We start from the raw sequence: 22,055 nt of genomic DNA, 5'->3' as shown, positions 1-22,055 counted from the left end.
ACAATGAAAAAAATAGACAGTATTCCAACAGGAAAAATGGAGCGTGTAACTAAATTGGTTACCACTGGTGTGAAAGTTGGAGGAAATTACCTAAAATATTACGGCGAAAAAGTTGTCAATCCGTCTTTAACAAAAGACAAATTACATGAAAGTAATGCTTCTGATATTTATGATGGATTAAAAGAATTAAAAGGAAGTGCGTTAAAAGTAGCACAAATGCTAAGCATGGAAAAAAACTTGTTGCCTCAATCTTATGTAGATAAGTTTTCGTTGTCGCAATTTTCTGTTCCGCCATTATCAGCGCCTTTAGTTCGAAAAACATTCAAAACGTATTTCAAACAATATCCAGAAGAATTATTTGATAGTTTTTCCCCAGATTCTATAAACGCTGCAAGTATTGGTCAAGTACATAAGGCAAAGAAAGACGGAAAAGAATTAGCCGTAAAAATTCAATATCCTGGTATTCGTGAAAGTATTAGTTCAGACATAGCTTTAGTAAAACCAATTGCCATTAGAATGTTCAATTTACAGGGAACTTCTGATGAGTATTTTCAAGAAGTAGAAGAGAAATTAACAGAAGAAACCGATTATAAATTGGAAATTTCGCAGTCGATGAAAGTCATTGAAGATTGTGAGAAAATAGAAAACTTGTTATTTCCACATTATTATCCTGAGTTTTCTTCAGATAAAATTATCACAATGGATTGGATGAATGGGATTCATTTATCTGAATTTTGTTCGAGCGATGCTTCTCAAGAACAACGTGATAAAGTAGGACAAACGTTATGGAATTTTTACATGTATCAAATTCACCAATTGAAAAAATTTCACGCCGATCCGCATCCAGGAAACTTTTTAGTGGATAAAAACGACAATTTAATTGCCATCGATTTTGGTTGTATGAAAGAAATTCCAAATGATTTCTACGTGCCATATTTTGAAGTTTCTACACCAGAATCATTAAAAGATATGGACTATTTTTCAAAAAAATTGTACGAATTAGAAATTTTAAAAACTACGGATAAACCAAAAGAATTAAAATTTTTTACAGATTTGTTTCACGAATTATTATCTGTATTTACCAGACCCATAAATGAAGTTGAGTTTGATTTTGCGGATTTGAAATTTCAGAATGATATTGCAACATTAAGTGAAAAATTCGCAAGCGATAAAACATTAAGAAAAATGAATGGAAACAGAGGTTCCAAACATTTTATATATGTAAACCGCACGTTTTTTGGTCTATATAGTTTGATGTTCGATATCAAAGCAAAAGTTAAAATTAACGATTTTGAGAAATATTTAAGTTAATGTTACATACACGCCATTAAGAAATTAAGAATATTAAGTTATGTTGGTTTTATGAATTGATTCTAATACATCTTTTGATTGTTCTTAATTAACTTAATTTCTTAATGGTGAAAAAAATAAAACTATTAAAGGTAAAAAAATGAAAAACTACTTAATAATTGGCGGAAGCAAAGGTGTTGGGGAACAAATCGTAAAAGAATTATCTGAAAAAGGGAACTTTTGTCACGTTATTTCTCGTTCTGAACCAACCTATACATTTAATGGAAATTGGTATCAATTAGATGCGCTAACAGATGAATTACCAACCATAGAAGCTATTGATGGTTTGGTGTATTGTTTGGGAAGTATCAACTTGAAACCTTTCAATCGCTTGAGTTTAGAAGATTTTAATGCCGATTTAAACGTAAATTTTTTCGGAGCCTTAAAAGCGTTTCAACATTATTTACCAACCTTAAAAAAATCGGAAAAGGCAAGCGTTGTAATGTTTAGTACAGTTGCGGTGCAATCAGGAATGCCATATCATGCTAGTATTGCTGCAGCGAAAGGAGCAGTAGAAGGTTTAGTGAAAAGTTTAGCGGCAGAATTTGCACCAAAAATTAGAGTGAATGCCATCGCGCCCTCTTTAATTGATACACCTTTAGCAGCTGGAATTTTACGTTCAGAACAAATTAAAGAAAACATGATTGCAAAACATCCCTTAAAACGAATTTTAAATCCAATTGATGTTTCAAAAACGGCATGTTTCTTACTTTCAGAAGATTCAAACGGAATAACCGGACAAATAATTGTACAAGATAACGGCTTAGTTAGTTTAAGTTATTAATTTTTTTTTAGGTTATATCAATTTTTTTTCTACATTTGCTTTTTAGATAACAAAATAATGAACACAAATTCTACATTTTATAACAATTCTTTTTATTTCTTCTGGAACGAGGACAGGGATTGTTATGGTGTTATTTGATGATAAATTAAAAAGATAATTAACTATATATAAACAATCCCGATGTAAATCGGGATTTTTTTTTGCCCATATGGAAACAAAAATTGCAATTCAAGGAATCAAAGGCTCGTTTCACCATCAAGTCGCACTAAACTATTTTCAATCTAATATTGAGTTGGAGGAATGTTTGTCGTTTCCTGATTTGGTTAAAAGTTTGAAAAAGAATCAAGTACATAAAGGAATCATGGCTTTAGAAAATTCTATTGCAGGTTCCATTATTCCAAATTATGCACTAATTGACCAAAATAATTTACACATTATTGGGGAATGTTATTTGGATATTCATATGAACTTAATGGTGTTAAAAGGTCAAAAAATTGAAGATATTACGGAAGTACATTCACATCCAATTGCACTTTTACAATGTGCTGTTTTCTTTAGTCAATATCCACATATAAAGTTAGTTGAAAGTGTAGATACCGCCGAAACTGCTCAACGAATTCAAGAACAACAATTGAAAGGAATTGGAGCAGTTGCCGCGCCAATTGCAGCAGAAATGTACGGATTAGAAATTATTGCAGCCGGAATTCATACCATAAAAAGTAATAAAACCCGATTTGTGATTTTGAAGAATGAAAATAAAGAGTTTCCTAAAGAAAAAATCAATAAAGCTTCAATCAAATTTGAATTAGAAGATTTTCCCGGAGCTTTAGCAGCTGTTTTGAATATAATGAATACTTGCCAACTTAATCTCACTAAAATTCAATCGTTACCCATTATAGAAACCCCTTTTCAATATTCGTTTTTTGTAGATGTGATTTTTGAAAAATATGAATATTACGAAAAAGCAAAAGAAATTTTAGAACTAATGACCACGCATTTCAAAGTGTTAGGCGAATATAGGAAAGGAGAACAATGATACCAACAGCAAATCGATTACATAGTGTTCAGGAATACTATTTTTCAAGAAAATTAAAAGAAGTGACTCAGCTAGTAAGTGAGGGTAAACCGATTCTTAATATGGGAATTGGTAGTCCAGATTGCGCACCTTCAGATAGGGTAATGTTGGCAATTCAAAAAGCATTATTTGACGTGAAAGCACACGAATATCAAAGTTATCAAGGTTTGCCTGAACTGCGAAATGAGATGGCTAATTTCTATAAAACGCAATTTGATGTGATGCTAAATCCAGATTCGGAAATCTTACCACTAATGGGTTCGAAAGAAGGAATTATGCACATTTCTATGGCTTTTTTAAATGTGGGTGACGAAGTGTTAATTCCAAATCCAGGCTATCCGACTTATGAATCGGTTACGAATTTGGTAGGAGCAAAGTCAGTTTTTTATGATTTGAAAGAAGACAATAAATGGGAACCCGATTTCGAAGCTTTAGAAAAACAAGATTTATCTAAAGTGAAATTAATGTGGGTAAGTTATCCACACATGCCAACGGGTGCAAAAGGAAGTTCTGATTTATTTGAAAGATTAGTACGATTTGCTAAAAAATATCAAATTTTATTGGTTAACGACAATCCGTATAGTTTCGTTTTAAACGATAATCCGATTTCTTTATTGCAAATTAAAGAAGCAAAAGATGTGGTTTTGGAATTGAATTCGTTGAGTAAAACATTTAACATGGCGGGCTGGCGTGTCGGAATGGTGAGCGGAAATGCGACATTACTTTCGGCAATTTTAAAAGTGAAAAGCAATATGGATAGCGGTATGTTTTATGCCATTCAAAAAGGAGCCATCGAAGCTTTAAAATCTGGAAAAGAATGGTTTAATGAGTTGAATGAAATGTATGGCAAAAGACGAGAATTGGTTTTTCAATTAGCAGATAAATTGAATTGTACTTATGATGTAAATAGTGTAGGATTGTTTGTTTGGGCGAAGATTCCAAAGGGAGAAAAATCTGCAGAAAATTTTGTCAATACGTTATTGAGAGAGAAAGATTTATTTGTGGTGCCCGGAACAATATTTGGTTCAAATGGTGAAAACTATATTCGTTTTTCGCTTTGCGTTTCAGAAGAAAAAATTAAAGAAATATTAAATAAAATATAAAAGGAGTTACCTTTGCAAAACAATTATATTATGGAAATTACAAAAGAACATAAACAATGGTTGGTCGATTTTAATTTAAATCATCCACTAGTTATAGCTGGACCATGCAGCGCAGAAACGGAAGAACAAGTATTGAAAATTGCACACGAATTGAAAAATTCAGATGTGTCTATTTTCCGTGCAGGAATTTGGAAACCAAGAACGCGTCCAGGTGGTTTTGAAGGTGTTGGTGAAATCGGACTAAAATGGTTGCAAAAAGCGAAAGCCGAAACGGGATTGTTAATGGCTACGGAAGTCGCTAATGCACAACATGTGAAGTTGGCTTTAGAACATGATATTGATGTGTTGTGGATTGGAGCAAGAACGACTGTAAACCCATTCGCCGTTCAGGAAATTGCTGATGCTTTACAAAATACGGATAAAATTGTTTTGATAAAAAATCCTGTAAACCCTGATTTATCTTTATGGATTGGTGGTGTAGAACGTTTATATAACGCTGGAATTAAAAAGTTAGGTGTCATTCATAGAGGATTTTCAACGTACGAAAAAACAAAATTCAGAAACAATCCAGAATGGCAAATTGCGATTGACTTGCAAAACAAATTCCCTAATTTACCGCTAATTTGTGATCCTTCGCACATTACAGGAAAACGTGATATGATTCAGGAAGTTTCGCAACAAGCGTTAGATTTAAATTACGATGGATTAATTATTGAAACACATACTGATCCAGATAATGCTTGGAGTGATGCGGCTCAGCAAGTAACACCAGCCACTTTGAAACAAATTTTCATCGATTTGAAAATGAGAAAAGAAACGGATGAAAACGCGGAATGGAACAAAGCCATGGCGATGCAACGTGCTTATATTGATGAATTAGATACAAAACTAATTGAGATTTTAGGTAAACGTATGAAGTTAGCCGAAAAAATCGGACAACTTAAAAAAGAGAAAAACGTGGCCATTTTGCAAAATAAACGTTGGAATGAAATTTTAGGTCGAATGATTTTAGATGGAGAAGACAAAGGTTTAAATGAAGATTTCGTTTTAAGAATTTACAAAGCCATTCACCAAGAAAGTATCGCACATCAAGAAAAAATAATTAACAAATAAAAGAAGAAATACTATCTTTGTTTCAATTAACAAATGGAGTTATTAATTAGAATCAAACTTCTAGCTGCTAGCTTCTAACTTCTAACTTAGAATGACAGGAACCGTTTATAAATCAACCGGAAGTTGGTATTACGTAAAATCTACCGAAAATAAATTTTACAATTGTCGTATCAAAGGTAAATTCCGAATGAAAGGTATTAAAAGTACCAATCCAATTGCGGTAGGTGATGTGGTGGATTTTGATTTGGATGAAACAGTTGATGAAGTAAACGGAATCATTACCAATATTCACGATCGTAAAAATTATATCGTTCGTAAATCGGTAAATTTATCGAAACAAACACATATTATTGCTTCAAATATTGATATTGGTTTCTTAATTGTAACTATTAATAATCCAACTACCACAACCAGTTTTATCGACAGATTTTTGGTAACTGCAAAAGCATACGGAATTGAAGCAATTCTAATTTTTAATAAAATTGATACTTTTGACGATGCGACTTTAGATGAGCAATTGTATTTGCAACATACGTATGAACATATCGGTTATAAATGTTTGCGCGTTTCAGCTACTGACAATAAAGGTGTTGCGGAATTGATGGATTTAATGAAAGGAAAAGTTTCAATGTTTTCTGGACATTCAGGTGTTGGAAAATCGACATTAGTAAACGCAATTGAACCAACATTGAATCTAAAAACCAAAGAAATTTCTAATACGCACTCGCAAGGGCAACATACTACCACTTTCGCGGAAATGTTCGATTTGGCTAACGATATTCGAATTATTGACACACCTGGAATTAGAGGTTTTGGAATGGTAGATATGGAAAAACCAGAAGTTTCTGATTATTTTCCTGAATTTTTTGCTCTGAAAGAAGATTGTAAATTCAACAATTGTTTGCATAAAGAAGAACCTCATTGTGCGGTAAAAAAAGCATTGGACGAAGATAAAATTGCTTGGAGCAGATACCAAAGTTATTTAAAAATATTAGAAGGCGACGAAGAAAATTTCCGTAATGATATTTACGGAGAAGACCGAATTGCCAGCGATGAAACCCGAAAATCGTAGAGACAATATTTATCGTGCCACACAAATTAATTAATTATTAAATTTTACTTAATGATTATTAATAGTATATTTCTTATTTTTACCTTATATTTACTGCTTTAGTTTTTTAAATTTTATTCTATTTAATGTTTTTTTTATACTTCGCAGCAAATAAATTCAGCATTCATTACGTTTAATAAGATATGTTAAAATGAGAATAGTCATACAAAGAGTTTCTGAAGCTTCAGTTGAAATTGAACAAAAAATTGTCGCACAAATAAATCAAGGTTTATTAGTTTTAGTAGGAATTGAAGAAGAAGATACTTCGGAAGATAGTAATTGGTTGGTTTCAAAAATTGTAAATCTTCGCATTTTTGCTGATGAAAATGAGGTAATGAATCTTTCTGTAAAAGATATTGCTGGTGAAATTATTGCTGTAAGTCAATTTACACTTCATGCATTAACCAAAAAAGGCAACAAACCAAGTTATATAAAGGCGGCAAAACCAGATATTGCTATTCCTATGTATGAGAAATTCGTACAACAATTAGAAACCGAATTAGGTAAGAAAATACAAACCGGACAATTTGGTGCTGATATGAAAGTTACATTAGTAAACGACGGACCAGTAACCATAATTATAGATAGTAAAAATAAAGAGTAATATGAGAATTGTTTTTTTAATTGTTTTTTTAGGAATTAATATTGCTTTTGGCCAAAATATAAAAATCCCTGAGATCACACCAGAGCAAAAAGAAAATGCAAATACAGTTAAGATTTCTGATTTTCAAACTATAGAATATAAAAGCTATAATAGAGTAAATAGTTCGAGTAAATATGTTGTGTTGGTTTTAAATGAAATTGGTTTTAATAATTTAGATTTATCTGAAAATTATAATAAATCAAATAGAATTAAGAAACTGAATGTTACTATTTACAATGCTTCCGGAGGAAAAATGAAACAATTTTTCAAAGATGATTTTAAAGATAGAAGTTTATTAGATGATTCCACCATATTTTCAGATAGCAGATTATTATATTTGGATTACACTCCAATTATTTATCCTTTTGTTTTGGAATATGAATGTGAAACAGAATCTGTAAACACGGCATTTTTAAAAGCTTGGTTGCCGATTGCAAATTTAAACGAAACCGTTTTAAATGCTACTTTAGAAATTATTAAAAACCCAGAATTTGAAGTAAATCTAAAACTTCAAAAACTTGAAGAGTTTAATGTTGAAAAATTGGATTCAGCAAAAAAAACTATTTTTTCAGCTAAAAACATAATGGCAATTAAACCTGAAGTTAATTCCGATTATTATAAAGAGTTACCAATGGTTAAAATGTATTTAAACAAAGCTTCTTTGGAAGGTTATGAGTTAAATATGAGTTCTTGGAGTGAATTTGGTAAAATGTATTATGATTATTTCATTAAAGAGAACAGTACTATTTCTGAAAAGACCAAATTGAAATTAGATAATATTATTTCAGTTAACGATTCTAAACTCGATAAAATCAAAAAAATTTACAAATACGTTCAAGATAATACTAGATATGTAAGTATTCAAGTTGGAGTTGGCGGATGGAAACCAATGGATGTTTCTGATGTAGAAAAATATGGTTATGGCGATTGTAAAGCGTTAAGTAATTTTACACGTTCTCTATTGAAAGCGTATGATATTGAATCGTATTATACTGTTCTTTATGGTGGTGACAAAAGAAAACTTGATGAAGAAATTGTTTCGATGCAAGGTAATCACGCTATTTTATCAGTACCTAATGATGATGATTATATCTTTTTAGAATGTACGAGTCAAACCAATCCATTTTCCTATTTAAGTGATTTTACTTCGAATAGAAATGCTTTAATAATTAAGCCAATTGGATCTGAAATTGTAAAAACATCAGAATATAAAACGGAAAAAAATACGCAAGAAACTAAATCAAAAGTTTTAATTTTAGAAGACGGAACCATTTCTGGAAATGCAGAAATTATATCAAAAAACATACAATACAAAAATGTATCTCACTTAGAAAATGAGAATTCAAAAGATCAAATTGAGTATTATAAAGATCACTTTGGTCATTTAAATAATTTGCAAGTTTCAAATTTAAAATTCAAGAATAATGAAGAAGAATTTTCGTTCTCTGAAGCATTTAGTTTTAAAGCAGAAAATTATTTTGAAAAAAGTTTAAACACAATTATACTTCCATTAAATGTATTAAATAGGTATTCTAGAATTCCTTTAAAGTATAGAAATAAAAAATTTTCATTTGAAATTGAGTATGGTTTTATAGATGCTGATGAAATAGAAATTGCTTTACCAGAAAATTATTCGATAACTCAACTACCTGAAAAACTTAATTTAAAAGAAAAGTTTGGCGAGTATAACGCAAGTGTGATATTTGAAAATAATAAATTAATTTACAAAAGAAAGTTAACAATTTTTGATGGTGTTTATGCCAAAGAAGATTACGAAACGTACAGAAAATTTATAGAACAAATTAGTAAATCAGACAACATAAAAATAATAATAGACACAAAATAATAACTACACAACTTATGAAAAAATTAATTTTAACTTTACTGTTTCCAGTTTTAGTTTTAGCACAAGATTATGATCTTGGAAAAGTAACAATCGCAGAATTAAACCAAAAACAACATCCAACGGATACTTCCGCTGTTGCTGCCATTTTATTTAATAAAGGAAAGTCATGCATAGAGTATACTCAAAGCGATGGATTTGTATTAATAACTGAAGTTGTAGCAAAAATAAAAATTTACAAGAAGTCAGGTTTTGATTGGGCAAATAAACAAGTTTCTTATTATGTTGGTTCGCAGGAAGATGAGTCTTTAATTTTTTCAAAAGCTGCAACTTATAATTTAGTGAATGGAAAAATAGAAAAAACAAAACTAAATAGTGATGGTGAGTTTGATGAAAAATATAATAAATATTGGAAATTTAAAAAAATCACGCTTCCAAACGTAAAAGAAGGTTCAATTATTGAATATAAATACACTATTAAAAGTGTTTATTTATCTAATATTCCAGATTGGCAATTTCAACAAGTTATACCTGTAGATTATTCTGAATTTGTTACAAAGATCCCAGAATATTGGACTTTCAAATATTATACACGCGGGTTTATTCAACCAGTTTTTAAAACAGATGTAAAAGCAATAAATATTGAATTGAAAGATAAGTTTAGAACCATTCCAGGTGTTTCTGGAGCTAGTTCCACTAATTATTCAACTCAGAATATGGAGTATTCTGAAACAACAAATAAGTTTACTCTAAAAAATCTTCCTGCGTTAGTTGAAGAAAGTTATTCTAATAATATTGTAAATTATTTATCTGGAGTACAACATGAATTAGCCTCTACTCAATTTAAGAATCAAGCAACTAAAATGTTTTCACAATCATGGGAAGATGTTGTGGAAAAAATATATAAAAACTCAGATTTTGGTTTAGAATTAAATAAAGAGTCTTATTTTGAAGAGGATTTAAATAAATTAATAAAAGGTCAAATATTATCTGAGAATGAAAAAATTATTAAAATTTTCGATTTTGTAAAAAATAAAGTTAAATGGAATAATTTATCTGGTATTTATACAGATGTTGGTGTAAAAAAAGCTTACTTAGAAGGAGTTGGAAATGTAGCAGATATAAATTTAATTTTAACAAAGATGTTAAGAAATTCTGGTATAAAAGCTAATCCTGTTTTACTTACAACAAGAAGCCGAGCTATAAATTTATACCCTTCTTCTGATGCATTTAATTATGTAATTTGTGGTGTAGAAATTGGTGATAAAATAGTCTTTTTGGATGCAACAGATAAATTATTAAAACCAGATGTGCTTCCAACTAGAGCATTAAATTATATTGGAAGATTGGTTAGAGAAAATGGGACTTCAACGGAAGTTGATTTATCACCAAAAGTACATTCTAAAAAATCAGTTATGATTTTCGCTTCAGTCGACAATCAGTCTATTAAAGGGAATATTAAAGAAACTTTAACGGAAAATAGAGCTTATAATTTCAGAGAAAAAAATAATGCTATTTCTGAAGAAAGTTATTTAGAAAATATTGAAAAAAATATGTCTGGTTTTGAAATTTCAGAATACAAAATTGAAAACAAAAAAGACGAAAAAGAATCCTTAAAGGAAGATTATAATTTCACTTCAACTAATGAAATTGAAGTAATTAATGATAAACTGTTTTTTAAACCACTATTGTTTTTTGCAATTGACGAAAATCCATTTAAACAAGATAAAAGAGATTATCCAATAGATTTTAAATATCCAACACATGATAGCTATACTTTAACTTATAATTTGCCACAAGGTTATGTTGTTGAATCAATGCCAGAGAAAATGAATATTGCTACAGAAGATAATTTAAGTTCTTTTTCTTTTTTAATTGGTCAAACTGGGAATAAAATACAAATTGTTTCAAATTTTTATATTAATTCAGCTATGGTTCCATCTGATTATTATGATACTTTGAAAGTTTTTTACAATCAAGTGTATTTGAAAATGAATGAGAAGATTGTACTTAAAAAGCAATAGTTTATGAATGAGTTTAATTTTAAAAAACTATTTCAAGAGTTTTTACTTAACGCTACAATTTGTACCGTATTAGTTAATTTTTTACAATATAATGATTGGATAAAATCGTTAAAATTTGGATTAGTATTCGGATTAGTAATGTCAATTTTTTATAGTTTTATCTTACCGAAATTCAAAAAAAAGAAATAAAATGGACATACAAAATGCACAACTAGAAGTTGATAATTGGATAAAAAATCACGGGGTTCGTTACTTTAACGAATTAACCAATATGGCACAACTGACTGAAGAAGTTGGTGAAGTAGCCCGAATTATAGCGCGTCGTTATGGCGAACAATCTGAAAAAGAATCAGATAAAAATAAAGACCTTGGTGAAGAACTAGCAGATGTGGTTTTTGTGGTTTTATGTTTGGCGAATCAAACTGGAATCAATTTGCAAGAAGCATTTGATAAAAAACTCGATTTAAAAACCAATCGCGATCACGATCGTCATCAAAATAATGAAAAATTAAAATAACATGAATTGGATTTTACTAATAATTGCAGGTTTGTTTGAAGTGGGTTTCGCTACTTGTTTAGGGAAAGCTAAAGAAACTTCAGGGAATACTTCTTTACTATGGTATGGCGGATTTTTAATTTGCTTAACCATAAGTATGGTTTTATTAGTGAAAGCCACCAAAGAATTACCTATCGGAACGGCTTACGCGGTTTGGACAGGAATTGGCGCTATCGGAAGCGCAATTATTGGAATTTTGATATTTAATGAACCAGCCACTTTTTGGAGAATATTTTTTATGTTCACTTTAATTGCTTCAATTGTTGGATTAAAATTTGTTTCTCACTAATGGATTTACACCTAAAAAGATCTGAAATCTCAAATCTGAAATCTGAAATATCAATAACAGGTTCTAAATCAGAAACCAATAGATTGTTGTTGTTACAAGCCTTATATCCAAATTTAACTTTAGAAAATACTTCTAATTCAGATGATTCAGAAGTGATGTTGAAAGTATTGAAAGACTTCCATCTTCCATCTTCCAACTCCAAGCTTTTCGATATTCATCATGCTGGAACAGCAATGCGGTTTTTAACAGCCTACTTTGCAATACAAGAAGGAAATGAAGTAGTTTTAACGGGTTCTTCTCGTATGAAAGAACGCCCAATTCAAATTTTAGTAAATGCATTAAATCAATTAGGTGCAGAAATTTCGTATGTTGAAAATGAAGGTTTTCCACCTATTAAAATTAAAGGAAAAAAGATAACTAAAAATAAAGTTTCGTTACCAGCAAATGTAAGCAGTCAGTATATTTCAGCTTTGTTGTTAATCGCGCCAAAATTAGAAAATGGTTTAGAATTAACCTTAGAAGGTGAAATTACTTCTGTTCCATACATCAAAATGACATTAGCTTTACTAAACGAAATTGGTGTTGAAACTAGTTTTGAAAAAAATATTATTAAAGTAAATCCAAAACCAAATACCCAAAACCCAATACCTTTAACCATTGAAAGTGATTGGTCTTCCGCTTCTTATTGGTATTCAATTGTAGCTCTATCAGAAATTGGAACAGAAATTACATTATCAAGTTATAAAGAAAACAGCTTACAAGGCGACGCCATTTTGGTTGAAATTTATAAAAACTTTGGAGTGGAAACAATTTTTAAAGAAAATTCAATCTTACTAAGAAAGATTGAAAACTTCCAACTTCCAGCTTCCAACTTCCAGCTGAATTTACAAAACTCGCCTGACATTGCGCAAACTATTGCAGTAACTTGTTTTGGATTAGGTTTTGAATGTCATTTTACAGGGTTACATACTTTAAAAATCAAAGAAACGGATAGGTTAGAAGCTTTAAAAAACGAATTAACTAAACTTGGTGCAGAAGTTTCTATCACAAATGATTCCTTAACGATACTTTCTTCAAAAGGAATTAATGAAAACGTAAGCATTGCAACTTATCAAGATCATCGAATGGCTATGGCATTTGCTCCTTTAGCATTAAAAGTGCCAATTATTATTGAAAATGCTGAAGTAGTTTCAAAATCGTATCCAACTTTTTGGGATGATTTGAAAAAAATTGGATTTTTGTTTTAAAATTTTTTTAAACCTATTTTTTTGTTAAAAAAGTTAAACTATAACGCAACCTTTTCTGTTATTCTGTATCTTGTAAGAAATTATTTTCAATGAAGAGCTTTTACTTAACTTTATTATTAGGGTTTTTCCAATTTGGTTTTTCACAACTATCAAATTTTAATTTGCAAATTACTGCAACGGATGAATTTTGTTCTGGTAATGGAACGTTAAATTTTTCGGTAAGTAACACAACTGCTGGAGCTACAATTGTATATACTGTTTTTTTATTGCCAAACACTACAACTCCAATAGCTACAACAACCAATTCTTCTTTAACAGGTTTAAGTGCTGGGAATTATCAAGTTATTGCTAATCAATCTTTAGGAGCCAATACGAACTCACAACAACAAAATGCAACAATTTCAAATGATATTGAAAATTTGACTTTTACCATTTCTCATCAAAAAGTAAAATGCGGTAATGATGGAGTTTTAACTGCAAATGTTATTACTGGAAATGCTGTTAGTTACGAATTGTTAACGGGGCCTGTCACAATGCCAGCTCAAGTCTCAAATGTTTTTTCCAACTTACCAGTTGGAAATTATTCAATAAGAGTATTTGATATTTGTGGAAATGCTGTTGTTAATAGTTTTACCCTTATTCAAAATTACACACCCTTATCAATTTTTTCCTTAATTGAAAATGAATTAACTTGTAGTACCGTTAAGTTAAAAGCCAATACAAATTACTCTAACGGAAATATTGCCTATCCCTTAAATGTTGAATTTAAAGTTTATCCGCCAAATAGTGCTCCGCCATTAATTTACACGCAAACTTTGACCTCTTTTAGTAATCAAGGAATTGAACAAATTACACCAAGATTTGATGGGAATTATTTTTACGATGTTAAAATTATAGATGCTTGCGGAAACGCTACAGTAAGTAATAATAATTTAATTAATAATAATTTCAGTTTTGTAGTATTTACTTTAAACGGTTGTTCTCCAAAAATTAATATTTCTACAACAAATGCAGTATATCCTTATACGATAGAATTTCTAATTTCGCCTGCAGGTTATAATCCATCTACATTAAATCCTGGTTTCCCTGGTCCATATTTTACTCAAGAAACAGAATTAAATGTGGTGTTAGGTAATTATTCGGTTAAACTAACAGATGCTTGTGGAAAAACACTCACAGTCAATTTTCAAGTCTTAGATTTTGAAACACCAGTTTTAGGTACTGCATCAAGTAATGGTTGTGGTGAAATTTCTTTTTCAATTAATCAAGTTTACGATGTTACCATTCAAAGTGTAACTTTAGTTTCCGCACCAGCTACATACACTGGAAGTTTGCCTGAAAATTTATCAGCGTTTATTAGTACTTCAGGTTATAATTGGACACATACTGGTTTTCCAGCTGGCAATTATGTATTTCATATTGTTGATTCTTGTGGTGTTTTGCATATAAAAAACATTACAGTTGGTTCAGGGCAATCTGCAAGTTTAAGTGTTAATAATTATCCCGAATGTGAATTAGGTTTTGGTTCGGTTTATGGACTTTATGGTTCAGCTACTATTACAAGTTTACAGATTCTTTCTGCACCCAATAATTATCCTTTTTCTTTACCTCATATTATTTCACCTGCTACCAATAATGCTTTTTCATTGACTAATGTACCACAAGGAAGTTATACGGTTCAAATGACATCGTCTTGTGGAAATGTTCAAACTGATATTATTAATGTTTTGGGTTATGTTGACAGCGGTACGACAATTGAAATTCAACAGTTTTGTAGCTCTTTTAATTTGAAATTTACTCATCAAGGAAATGGTAATCAAGCTGCTTACGGACTTCAAAAATTTAATGCTGTAACAGGCAATTGGGAACATCCAATAACGGGAATGCAAATCATTAACAATTTAATTAATCCTAGTAATTTTTATGCTTTAAGCCATAACCAATGGAACATAAATTTAAGTTTTTTAGGGAAGTTCAGAATAATAAAAGCTTACAGAAATTTTAATTTTGTAACTTGTATTCGTACAATCAAAGAATTTGAAGTATTAGGACAGCCAAAAGTTTTAAATCATAATGTTATAAACTGTGGAAATGGTTTTTCTGCGATTCAGTTAAATGCTGTTGGTATTGGACAATTAATTTACAGAATTACATCGAAAAATAACCAACCATTTTTTGTTAATAATGGGACTAATAATGTTTTTTCAAATTTAGAACCAGCCATTTATAACTTTCAAATTGAAGACAGTTGTGGTAATGTTTTAAATCATCAAATTCAAATTAATACGGGTTTTCCAATTCAAATTACATCCAATTTATGTGAAAACCAATTGTCTAATTTAACAGTTGATACTCACGCTTTCTTGCAATATGAATGGTGGAAAGATGGTAATCCCTCAAATATTTTAAGTACAACAAATGTTTTGACTTTCAATCCATTTTTATCGTCAGCAAATAGTGGTATTTATTATGTAAGAATTATTCATAATGGAAATCCAACATCATGTTTAAATACTGTTAAGACGTATACTATTTTAACACAAGCTACACCATTGGCTGGTTTAGATAGTACTATCAATTTATGTGGATTACAAAATTCAATCAATTTGACTTCTTATTTATCAGGAACGTTTGATTCCAACGGAAATTGGGAAGAAATTACAACTTCTAATAGTTTACCAATTAATGGAATTTGGGATGCTACATCCGTGAATTATGGTGTCTATAAATTTAAATATGTGGTGAATGGTTTTTGCGCTAGTTCAGATGAGGCCATTATTACGATAAATATCATTGAAAAGCCAGTAATAACTTCTATGTCAACACTATATTCAGTTTGTAAAGGTGAAGATTTGCAAATTAATCCAAATATGAATAATTCCAATTATTCTTACCAATGGACAGGACCAAATAACTTTTCCTCAACCAATACAATGCTGCAATTTAATGCTATTCAAAGTGTTTCAATTGGTCAATATACTTTAATTGTGAGCAATAATGGTTGTAATTCTGATCCTTTTAATTTTGTGATTGAAGTTACTAGTTTACCTGAATTTTATATTAATGAAACCTGTGAAAATAATATAAAAACTTTAACAGCAATTCCTTTAAATGGAACATTTGATGCTGCTATAAATTTTAATTGGACAGGTCCAAATGGTTTTACTAGTTCGTTAAACCCAATTCAAACTCAGTCTGGAAATATTGGCGATTATTCTCTTACAATTGAAAAAAATACTTGTCAAGTTTTAAAAGGAATTAGCGTTTTAAGCACAGCCTGCCAAATCCCAAAAGGTATTTCTCCAAACGATGATGGTTTGAATGATTATTTTGATTTATCAGGTTTTGATGTAAATGCAATTAAAATATACAACAGATATGGCTTAGAAATATATTCTAAAGAAAATGGTTATAAAAAAGAATGGTATGGTCAAGCAAATAATGGTGCTATTTTGCCAGATGCTACTTATTTTTATGTTTTAAAATTGAATTCAGGGCAATCAAAAACGGGCTGGGTTTATGTGACAAGATAAATTATAAAAACAGAATTATCTTTTAATGATTTGAATTCGATCTAAAATAATTTGTGCTTTATCCTGCGAAACAGGTATGTGAATTCCATTTTCCAATTCTAAACTTCCGCCATCCGATTTGTTATAAGCGACAACCTTTTCAAAATTTACAATGTATGATTTGTGAACGCGCATAAATCTTGAATCTAAACACAAAATGTCTTCAAAATTTTTCAGATTTCGACTAACTAAATGTTTAGTTGCATTGTTGCAAAAAACTTCTGAATAAGCACCTTCACCTTTAATGTGAGAAATCTTTGTTGTATCAATAAAAATTAAAGTATTGCCAGAAGGCACAGCTATTTTTGTTAAACTGTCTTGATTGATCGTTTCTTTTAAAAGTTTGTAATTTTCTACTTTTTGTTTTTGCTTTTCTAAACGTGTAATAGCTTCGGTTAATTGTTCAGGATTAATAGGTTTTAATAAATAATCGACAGCTGAAAATTTAAAAGCTTGTAAGGCATATTCGTTATATGCTGTAGTAAAAATAATAGAAAAATTCACATCATTTTCATCAAAAAAATCTAATAATTCTAAACCGCTATGGCCTGGCATTTCAATGTCTAACAAAACCAAATCGGGTTGAAATTTTCTTATTGCTTTTACACCTTCTGGCAAGTTTTCGCATTCTGCAACCACGCTAATTTGCGGACAATACTCTTGTAAAAGTAAAGCTAATGAAACTCGTGCTCGTTTTTCGTCGTCAATAATTATAGCTTTCATAAAGGATTTAATAAATTATAGGAATTACAAATACAACGGTAGTTCCTAACGATTGATTATTTTGATTTTGCTTGTCAATGTATTCAATTGAAATGTTCTTCTGAGTAAATTGATTCAGTAAGTTCACTCTATTTTGCATCGCATTTGTGGCGAAAGATTGATGTTTGTTGTTTTTTATTTGATTCAATTCATGGCTTTTTTTACGACCAATTCCGTTATCGTCAATGCTGATTTTAATTTGATCCGCCACTTTTTCAAAATGAATTTTCAACTTTTTTTCTTCTGTTTGATGAAGTAATCCGTGCTTTACCGCATTTTCTACAAAAGGTTGTAAAAACATAGATGGAATTTTTATATTGTCAGCATCAACATTCGAATCTGCAAATATTTCGTAATTGAAATCATCATTAAATCTAACTTTTTCTATATCTAAATACAAACTCAACGTTTTGATTTCTTCTGTGATTGAAACCAAATCTTTTTCGGTCATTTCTAAAATCGTACGTGTTAATGTGGAGAATTTCGACAAATAATTAACAGCTTGTTTTTTATCGTTAGAAAGAATAAAAGACTGAATAGTATTCAACGCATTGTAAAAGAAATGCGGATTCATTTGCGATTTTATAGCTTTTAATTTCGACTGATTCAAGTTTTTTTCCAGGTTTACTTTCTCTAGTTGTAATTCGTTTTTGCGTTTTAATTTAAGAATTTGCCATTTGTAGAAACTATAAATTAAGACTAAAAACAATATTCCCATTCCAATCAAAAAGAAGGTGTTTAGCCAAAATGGTTTTTTAATTTCGAATTGAATGGTTTGTAATTCTGTTTTTTCATTATTATAAATAATGGCTAATTGAATAGTATAATTTCCTGATGATAAAGAAGATAGTTTTAAATTCTTATCGTTTTCATCCAATGTTTTCCAACCTGAATTATTAATGGTATAGGAAACACGATAATTTTCATTTGGAATAAATGATAAAACGGAATAATTAATTGTGATGTCGTTTTCTTCCGGATTTAATTGATTTATTTCCTCAATTTCACGTCTTTTTCCATTGATCTGAATTTCATTTAAAATTAGTTTAGGTTTCGGATAATTACCAATTTCATTCCGGTTTTTTATTACAATTCCTTTTGATGTGGCGAATAATAGTTGGTTGTTTTTTAAAATCACATCTGTCGCTTCCATGTCATTACTTATCGACATCACTTTCTGTGCTTTTTTGCTTTCCAAATCATATTCATAGACACTATTTTCCGAAAATAAATAGCAATACTGATTTCTGATAAAAAAGCGATTAAATTTTTCTTTAGCAATAAAATAAGGCAGTTTGAAAACGGTAACTTTGTTTTTCGAATCTAAGCAATATAATTTTTCAGCCGTTGAAAGCCCGATGATTTTATCTTTATATTTTTGAATTTTTATTAGAAAAAGTGTTTCGTTATTATGTTTTATTTCTTTGCTTTTTCCGTCATTAGTTACTGCAATTAATCCATTATTTGTGGCGTAATAAATAGTGTTGTTTATAGCATTGTATTCTGTAGATTTTCCGTTTGTGTTAATCAATAATGCCACTTGATTAAATCCTGAGAAATTTATGTTTTTGTTTTTTTCATAGATAAAATCCCAATTGCTTTTTAAATTTTTGTCGATATAAAAAATACCAACTAATCCGCTTGCTGCAAATGAAAAGTATTTATCATCCACTTTTTTAACGTCTTTTATAGCAATTGAAAACTCGCTTTTAATCTGATTATTCTTATCTAAAATATTGAATTTTATAGAATTGAAAAAAACATTATCATTTACAGTATCAGCATAAATCTGGCTAATGGAATGATTGCTTTCTGTTTCAAATATTTTCTCAGTTTGTAACGTTTTACAGTTGAGTTTGTATACTAAATCCTTTTCTGCACCGATGAAAATTTCGTTTTTTCCTAAAGCTAAAGATTGTGGTCTGGGCTGTAAATCGATATAATTGTTAGTAAAATCCTCAATAAACAAAACGCCTTTATTTAATGTAGAAACCCAATAATTTTGTTGCTTGTCTTTATAAACAAAAGAAATGTTTTGATCTGTAAAATAGGTTTTGCTTTTGGTTGTATTCAAATCATTTTTATAAACGCCGTTGGGTGTACAAATCCAAATGGAGTTATCTGTTATAGCCGTATTCTGAATAAAATCAGGAGCATTATTCAATTTATGTTTTGAAAATTTTTCGTTTTCAAAACTATAATACGTGCTATTTGATTTGGAATTAATAATTAATTTGCCGTTCCAAGTGTTTATAATCGGCGTAATTATTTCTTCAAAAAACCTATTAGGTAAAGGGTGTTTTTTGATTGTGTTTTTAGCACCAAGTTCGTATAATAAATTGCCTAAAACATAGAATTTTTCTTTCGTTGCAAAACAAAATCGGATTTGTGTATCAAGAATAGAATGTTTGTGTTTAAGTTGTAATGTTTTTAAATCGTACACTAAAACAGCATTCAGTTGAATTAGAAATAATTCGTTTTTGATGATTCCAAATTTAAAATATCCTAGTGAAGTGGGTTGTTTTAAAGCTTTAATACTTTCTTTTTCTACATAATATAAATAGCCGTCAAAATTGCAATACCAAATTCTTCCAAAAGCATCTTCAGCAATGCAAGAACCCGATTTTGAAGTTTGAAAATCTGCGGTAAAAACTTTTGTTTTATTTCCATCATATCGACATAAACCTTTACCAGTAGCAAACCACATAAATCCTTTACTGTCTTGAAAAATATCGTAAATACTATTTGATGGAAGTCCTGAAGCTTTATCAATAGTTATACTATACGGATTTTGACTAACGCCTAAATTCGTAATAAGTAAAAACAAAGAAAGTAAAAGTATTCGCAAGGATTTTGATTTTAAACAAATGTAATAAATACTAAATTAATTAATGTGGCCAGTTAATGAAACTACCTTTTTAATTTACGTAAGCCAATTTGGTAAACGGAAAAGCACCTTTTGTAAACTCGTTAAATAAGGGCGTTTTATTTTTAATATTTTTAGCTTATAAATGAGTAAAACATGAGACTTCTAGATATAATTATGAAGAAATATAAATTAGAGTTATTGCTTTTCGCGATATATAGTTTGTTATTCCTACTTGTGTTTTCTCTTGTTTTATAGTTTCGTAAACGGAAAACCTTGTTTGGTAAACTTGTCATCAATTTAATATGGTTCACTTGTTAGTTTTGTCTCGAACTTTAAAATCTAAAAATTATGAAAACAAGATTACTATTATTTTTAATGGCATTTTCATTTGCCAATGCACAAATTAATGTGTCACAAGGATTTGAATCAGGAACAATTCCATCTGGTTGGGCAAATAATAATTTTTCTTTTACCAATACGACTTCTTGTTCAGGTGTTTATTCTGCTTCATTCACCACTTCTGGACTTGGATCAGGTGCAGAAATTTCTACTCCCACATATACAGCTACTGGAGCTTCCATTACTGTTTCGGCAGATTATAAAAAAAGTTCTGGCTCTGGTGGAGGTATTTTTTATCTTCAATATTATAATTTCACAACTAGTAGTTGGACGACAATAACAACAACAACTTCTTTTTCAAGTACTTGTCAAACACTTTCTGCAACAATTCCAGCAGGAACAATTCCAACTGGAGCCAATGTAGCTTTTAAATTTTATCTGTATTGTACTAGTGGGAATTTTACTTTTAATGTTGATAATACAAAAGTGTTTGAAAATATTCCTCAAACTATTGCAGAATATACTTTTAATAATACGTACACTAATATTAATGGGAATGCAGCATTTTCTTCAAATGCAGGAACTTCATTTGTAACGGACAGACATGGAAATTCTAATGGAGCTATTAATATTAATAATTCGGGATCTAATGCTACTATTGCTGGGTTATCATATGGTGCTGGTGCTAGAACAATTTCTGTTTGGGCAAAAACTAATGTTTTAAATAGTGTTATTAATTATGTATTTCACTATGGAAACACTGCAAATGGAAATGGATTAGCGTTTAGACCCACATCAATTCTTTATTTTGAAAATGGAGGTGCAAATCTTGAACTTTCAAACACAAATGCAAACAATACTTGGGTGCATTATGTATGTACTTACGACGGTACTACTGCAAAAGTTTTCAAGAATGGGGTTTTATTTAGTTCAGGAGCTAAAACCTTTAATACGGTAAATAATTCTGATATATTTAAGCTTGGTACAGCCGAAACTGGAGCTGTAAATTATTTTAACGGAGCTATTGATGATTTAAAAATTTACAACTATGTATTGAATACTACAGAAATTTCAAATTTGTATACAAGTAATATGCTTGCTTCTGAAAACTTCAATGCAAACAATTTAGAAGTTGGTTTGTATCCAAATCCTGTAAATGATATTTTAAATATTGATACGAAAGAGGAGATTTTATTAGTAGAAGTATTTACTTTACAAGGTCAGAAAGTGATGTCTTCAAAAGAAAATAAAATCAATGTTTCTGAATTACCTGCTGGGATTTATTTAGTAAGAATTCAAGATGTAAACAATAATATTGCTACAAAGAAAATTATTAAAAATTAAGTTGGTTTAATTAGGTTGAAAAAAAAGGGTT

General features: G+C 29.9%; 16 protein-coding genes. 14 read left to right on the top strand and 2 right to left on the bottom strand.

What is annotated here, in order from left to right:
* Window positions 1–3: 3 nt before the first annotated feature.
* The 13 genes from G6N05_RS13520 (at window position 4) to G6N05_RS13460 (ending at window position 16,671) form a co-directional block, all read left to right on the top strand.
* Window positions 4–1,311: an ABC1 kinase family protein gene (locus G6N05_RS13520; RefSeq protein WP_166130621.1), complete on the top strand. Its 1,308-nt coding sequence runs from the start codon at window positions 4–6 to the stop codon at window positions 1,309–1,311.
* A gap of 139 nt (window positions 1,312–1,450) precedes the next feature.
* Complete coding sequence (locus G6N05_RS13515; RefSeq protein WP_166130618.1) at window positions 1,451–2,134, top strand: SDR family NAD(P)-dependent oxidoreductase; 684 nt, start codon at window positions 1,451–1,453, stop codon at window positions 2,132–2,134.
* A gap of 208 nt (window positions 2,135–2,342) precedes the next feature.
* Window positions 2,343–3,170 carry a prephenate dehydratase gene (locus tag G6N05_RS13510; protein WP_166130615.1) on the top strand — a complete coding sequence of 276 codons (828 nt, stop codon included), beginning with the start codon at window positions 2,343–2,345 and terminating at the stop codon, window positions 3,168–3,170.
* Window positions 3,167–4,312: a pyridoxal phosphate-dependent aminotransferase gene (locus tag G6N05_RS13505; RefSeq protein ID WP_166130612.1), complete on the top strand. Its 1,146-nt coding sequence runs from the start codon at window positions 3,167–3,169 to the stop codon at window positions 4,310–4,312. The genes G6N05_RS13510 and G6N05_RS13505 overlap by 4 nt, the downstream gene beginning before the upstream one ends.
* Window positions 4,313–4,342: 30 nt before the next feature.
* Window positions 4,343–5,425 (top strand): bifunctional 3-deoxy-7-phosphoheptulonate synthase/chorismate mutase type II, encoded by a 1,083-nt coding sequence (locus G6N05_RS13500; protein WP_166130608.1) that lies wholly within the window; start codon window positions 4,343–4,345, stop codon window positions 5,423–5,425.
* A gap of 91 nt (window positions 5,426–5,516) precedes the next feature.
* Window positions 5,517–6,497, top strand: a complete 981-nt coding sequence (gene rsgA, locus G6N05_RS13495; RefSeq protein ID WP_166130604.1) for a ribosome small subunit-dependent GTPase A — start codon at window positions 5,517–5,519, stop codon at window positions 6,495–6,497.
* A gap of 190 nt (window positions 6,498–6,687) precedes the next feature.
* Entirely contained in the window at window positions 6,688–7,140 is a 453-nt protein-coding gene (dtd, locus tag G6N05_RS13490) for a D-aminoacyl-tRNA deacylase (protein ID WP_166130600.1), read from the top strand.
* Window position 7,141: 1 nt separating this feature from the next.
* The gene (locus G6N05_RS13485) at window positions 7,142–9,025 is read left to right on the top strand and encodes a DUF3857 domain-containing protein (protein WP_166130595.1); all 1,884 of its coding nucleotides are present in this window, start codon (window positions 7,142–7,144) and stop codon (window positions 9,023–9,025) included.
* 14 nt (window positions 9,026–9,039) lie between these two features.
* Entirely contained in the window at window positions 9,040–11,046 is a 2,007-nt protein-coding gene (locus G6N05_RS13480; RefSeq protein ID WP_166130592.1) for a DUF3857 domain-containing protein, read from the top strand.
* A gap of 190 nt (window positions 11,047–11,236) precedes the next feature.
* Complete coding sequence (locus tag G6N05_RS13475) at window positions 11,237–11,563, top strand: nucleotide pyrophosphohydrolase (protein ID WP_091309962.1); 327 nt, start codon at window positions 11,237–11,239, stop codon at window positions 11,561–11,563.
* 1 nt (window position 11,564) lies between these two features.
* Window positions 11,565–11,891, top strand: coding sequence for a DMT family transporter (locus G6N05_RS13470; RefSeq protein ID WP_166130588.1), 327 nt, complete (start codon window positions 11,565–11,567; stop codon window positions 11,889–11,891).
* Complete coding sequence (aroA, locus tag G6N05_RS13465) at window positions 11,891–13,138, top strand: 3-phosphoshikimate 1-carboxyvinyltransferase (RefSeq protein WP_166130585.1); 1,248 nt, start codon at window positions 11,891–11,893, stop codon at window positions 13,136–13,138. The genes G6N05_RS13470 and aroA overlap by 1 nt, the downstream gene beginning before the upstream one ends.
* A gap of 89 nt (window positions 13,139–13,227) precedes the next feature.
* Window positions 13,228–16,671, top strand: a complete 3,444-nt coding sequence (locus tag G6N05_RS13460) for a gliding motility-associated C-terminal domain-containing protein (protein WP_166130581.1) — start codon at window positions 13,228–13,230, stop codon at window positions 16,669–16,671.
* A gap of 15 nt (window positions 16,672–16,686) precedes the next feature.
* Here the strand turns inward: G6N05_RS13460 and G6N05_RS13455 are convergent, their stop codons facing one another.
* Together G6N05_RS13455 and G6N05_RS13450 are read right to left on the bottom strand one after the other, a co-directional pair.
* Window positions 16,687–17,433 (bottom strand): LytR/AlgR family response regulator transcription factor, encoded by a 747-nt coding sequence (locus G6N05_RS13455; RefSeq protein WP_166130577.1) that lies wholly within the window; start codon window positions 17,431–17,433, stop codon window positions 16,687–16,689.
* A gap of 7 nt (window positions 17,434–17,440) precedes the next feature.
* Window positions 17,441–20,320, bottom strand: a complete 2,880-nt coding sequence (locus tag G6N05_RS13450) for a sensor histidine kinase (RefSeq protein WP_166130573.1) — start codon at window positions 20,318–20,320, stop codon at window positions 17,441–17,443.
* 369 nt (window positions 20,321–20,689) lie between these two features.
* On the opposite strand from G6N05_RS13450, the gene G6N05_RS13445 reads away from it, so the two are divergent.
* On the top strand, window positions 20,690–22,024 hold the full coding sequence (locus G6N05_RS13445) for a LamG-like jellyroll fold domain-containing protein (protein WP_166130570.1): 1,335 nt from the start codon (window positions 20,690–20,692) through the stop codon (window positions 22,022–22,024).
* The last annotated feature ends 31 nt before the right edge of the window (window positions 22,025–22,055 follow it).

Origin of the sequence: Flavobacterium bernardetii (assembly GCF_011305415.1) — a bacterium.
GTDB lineage: Bacteria > Bacteroidota > Bacteroidia > Flavobacteriales > Flavobacteriaceae > Flavobacterium > Flavobacterium bernardetii.
Note: the sequence above shows the minus strand (reverse complement) of the source record. Positions and strands in the feature narration are given on the sequence as shown.

Excerpts from the sequence above, each read along its gene's own strand:
- G6N05_RS13505 (WP_166130612.1), top strand. The coding sequence starts at position 3,167 with ATGATACCAACAGCAAATCGATTACATAGTGTTCAGGAATACTATTTT.
- G6N05_RS13475 (WP_091309962.1), top strand. The coding sequence starts at position 11,237 with ATGGACATACAAAATGCACAACTAGAAGTTGATAATTGGATAAAAAAT.
- G6N05_RS13510 (WP_166130615.1), top strand. The coding sequence starts at position 2,343 with ATGGAAACAAAAATTGCAATTCAAGGAATCAAAGGCTCGTTTCACCAT.
- G6N05_RS13485 (WP_166130595.1), top strand. The coding sequence starts at position 7,142 with ATGAGAATTGTTTTTTTAATTGTTTTTTTAGGAATTAATATTGCTTTT.
- G6N05_RS13520 (WP_166130621.1), top strand. The coding sequence starts at position 4 with ATGAAAAAAATAGACAGTATTCCAACAGGAAAAATGGAGCGTGTAACT.
- dtd (WP_166130600.1), top strand. The coding sequence starts at position 6,688 with ATGAGAATAGTCATACAAAGAGTTTCTGAAGCTTCAGTTGAAATTGAA.
- aroA (WP_166130585.1), top strand. The coding sequence starts at position 11,891 with ATGGATTTACACCTAAAAAGATCTGAAATCTCAAATCTGAAATCTGAA.
- G6N05_RS13500 (WP_166130608.1), top strand. The coding sequence starts at position 4,343 with ATGGAAATTACAAAAGAACATAAACAATGGTTGGTCGATTTTAATTTA.
- G6N05_RS13455 (WP_166130577.1), bottom strand. The coding sequence starts at position 17,433 with ATGAAAGCTATAATTATTGACGACGAAAAACGAGCACGAGTTTCATTA.
- rsgA (WP_166130604.1), top strand. The coding sequence starts at position 5,517 with ATGACAGGAACCGTTTATAAATCAACCGGAAGTTGGTATTACGTAAAA.
- G6N05_RS13480 (WP_166130592.1), top strand. The coding sequence starts at position 9,040 with ATGAAAAAATTAATTTTAACTTTACTGTTTCCAGTTTTAGTTTTAGCA.
- G6N05_RS13470 (WP_166130588.1), top strand. The coding sequence starts at position 11,565 with ATGAATTGGATTTTACTAATAATTGCAGGTTTGTTTGAAGTGGGTTTC.
- G6N05_RS13460 (WP_166130581.1), top strand. The coding sequence starts at position 13,228 with ATGAAGAGCTTTTACTTAACTTTATTATTAGGGTTTTTCCAATTTGGT.
- G6N05_RS13445 (WP_166130570.1), top strand. The coding sequence starts at position 20,690 with ATGAAAACAAGATTACTATTATTTTTAATGGCATTTTCATTTGCCAAT.
- G6N05_RS13515 (WP_166130618.1), top strand. The coding sequence starts at position 1,451 with ATGAAAAACTACTTAATAATTGGCGGAAGCAAAGGTGTTGGGGAACAA.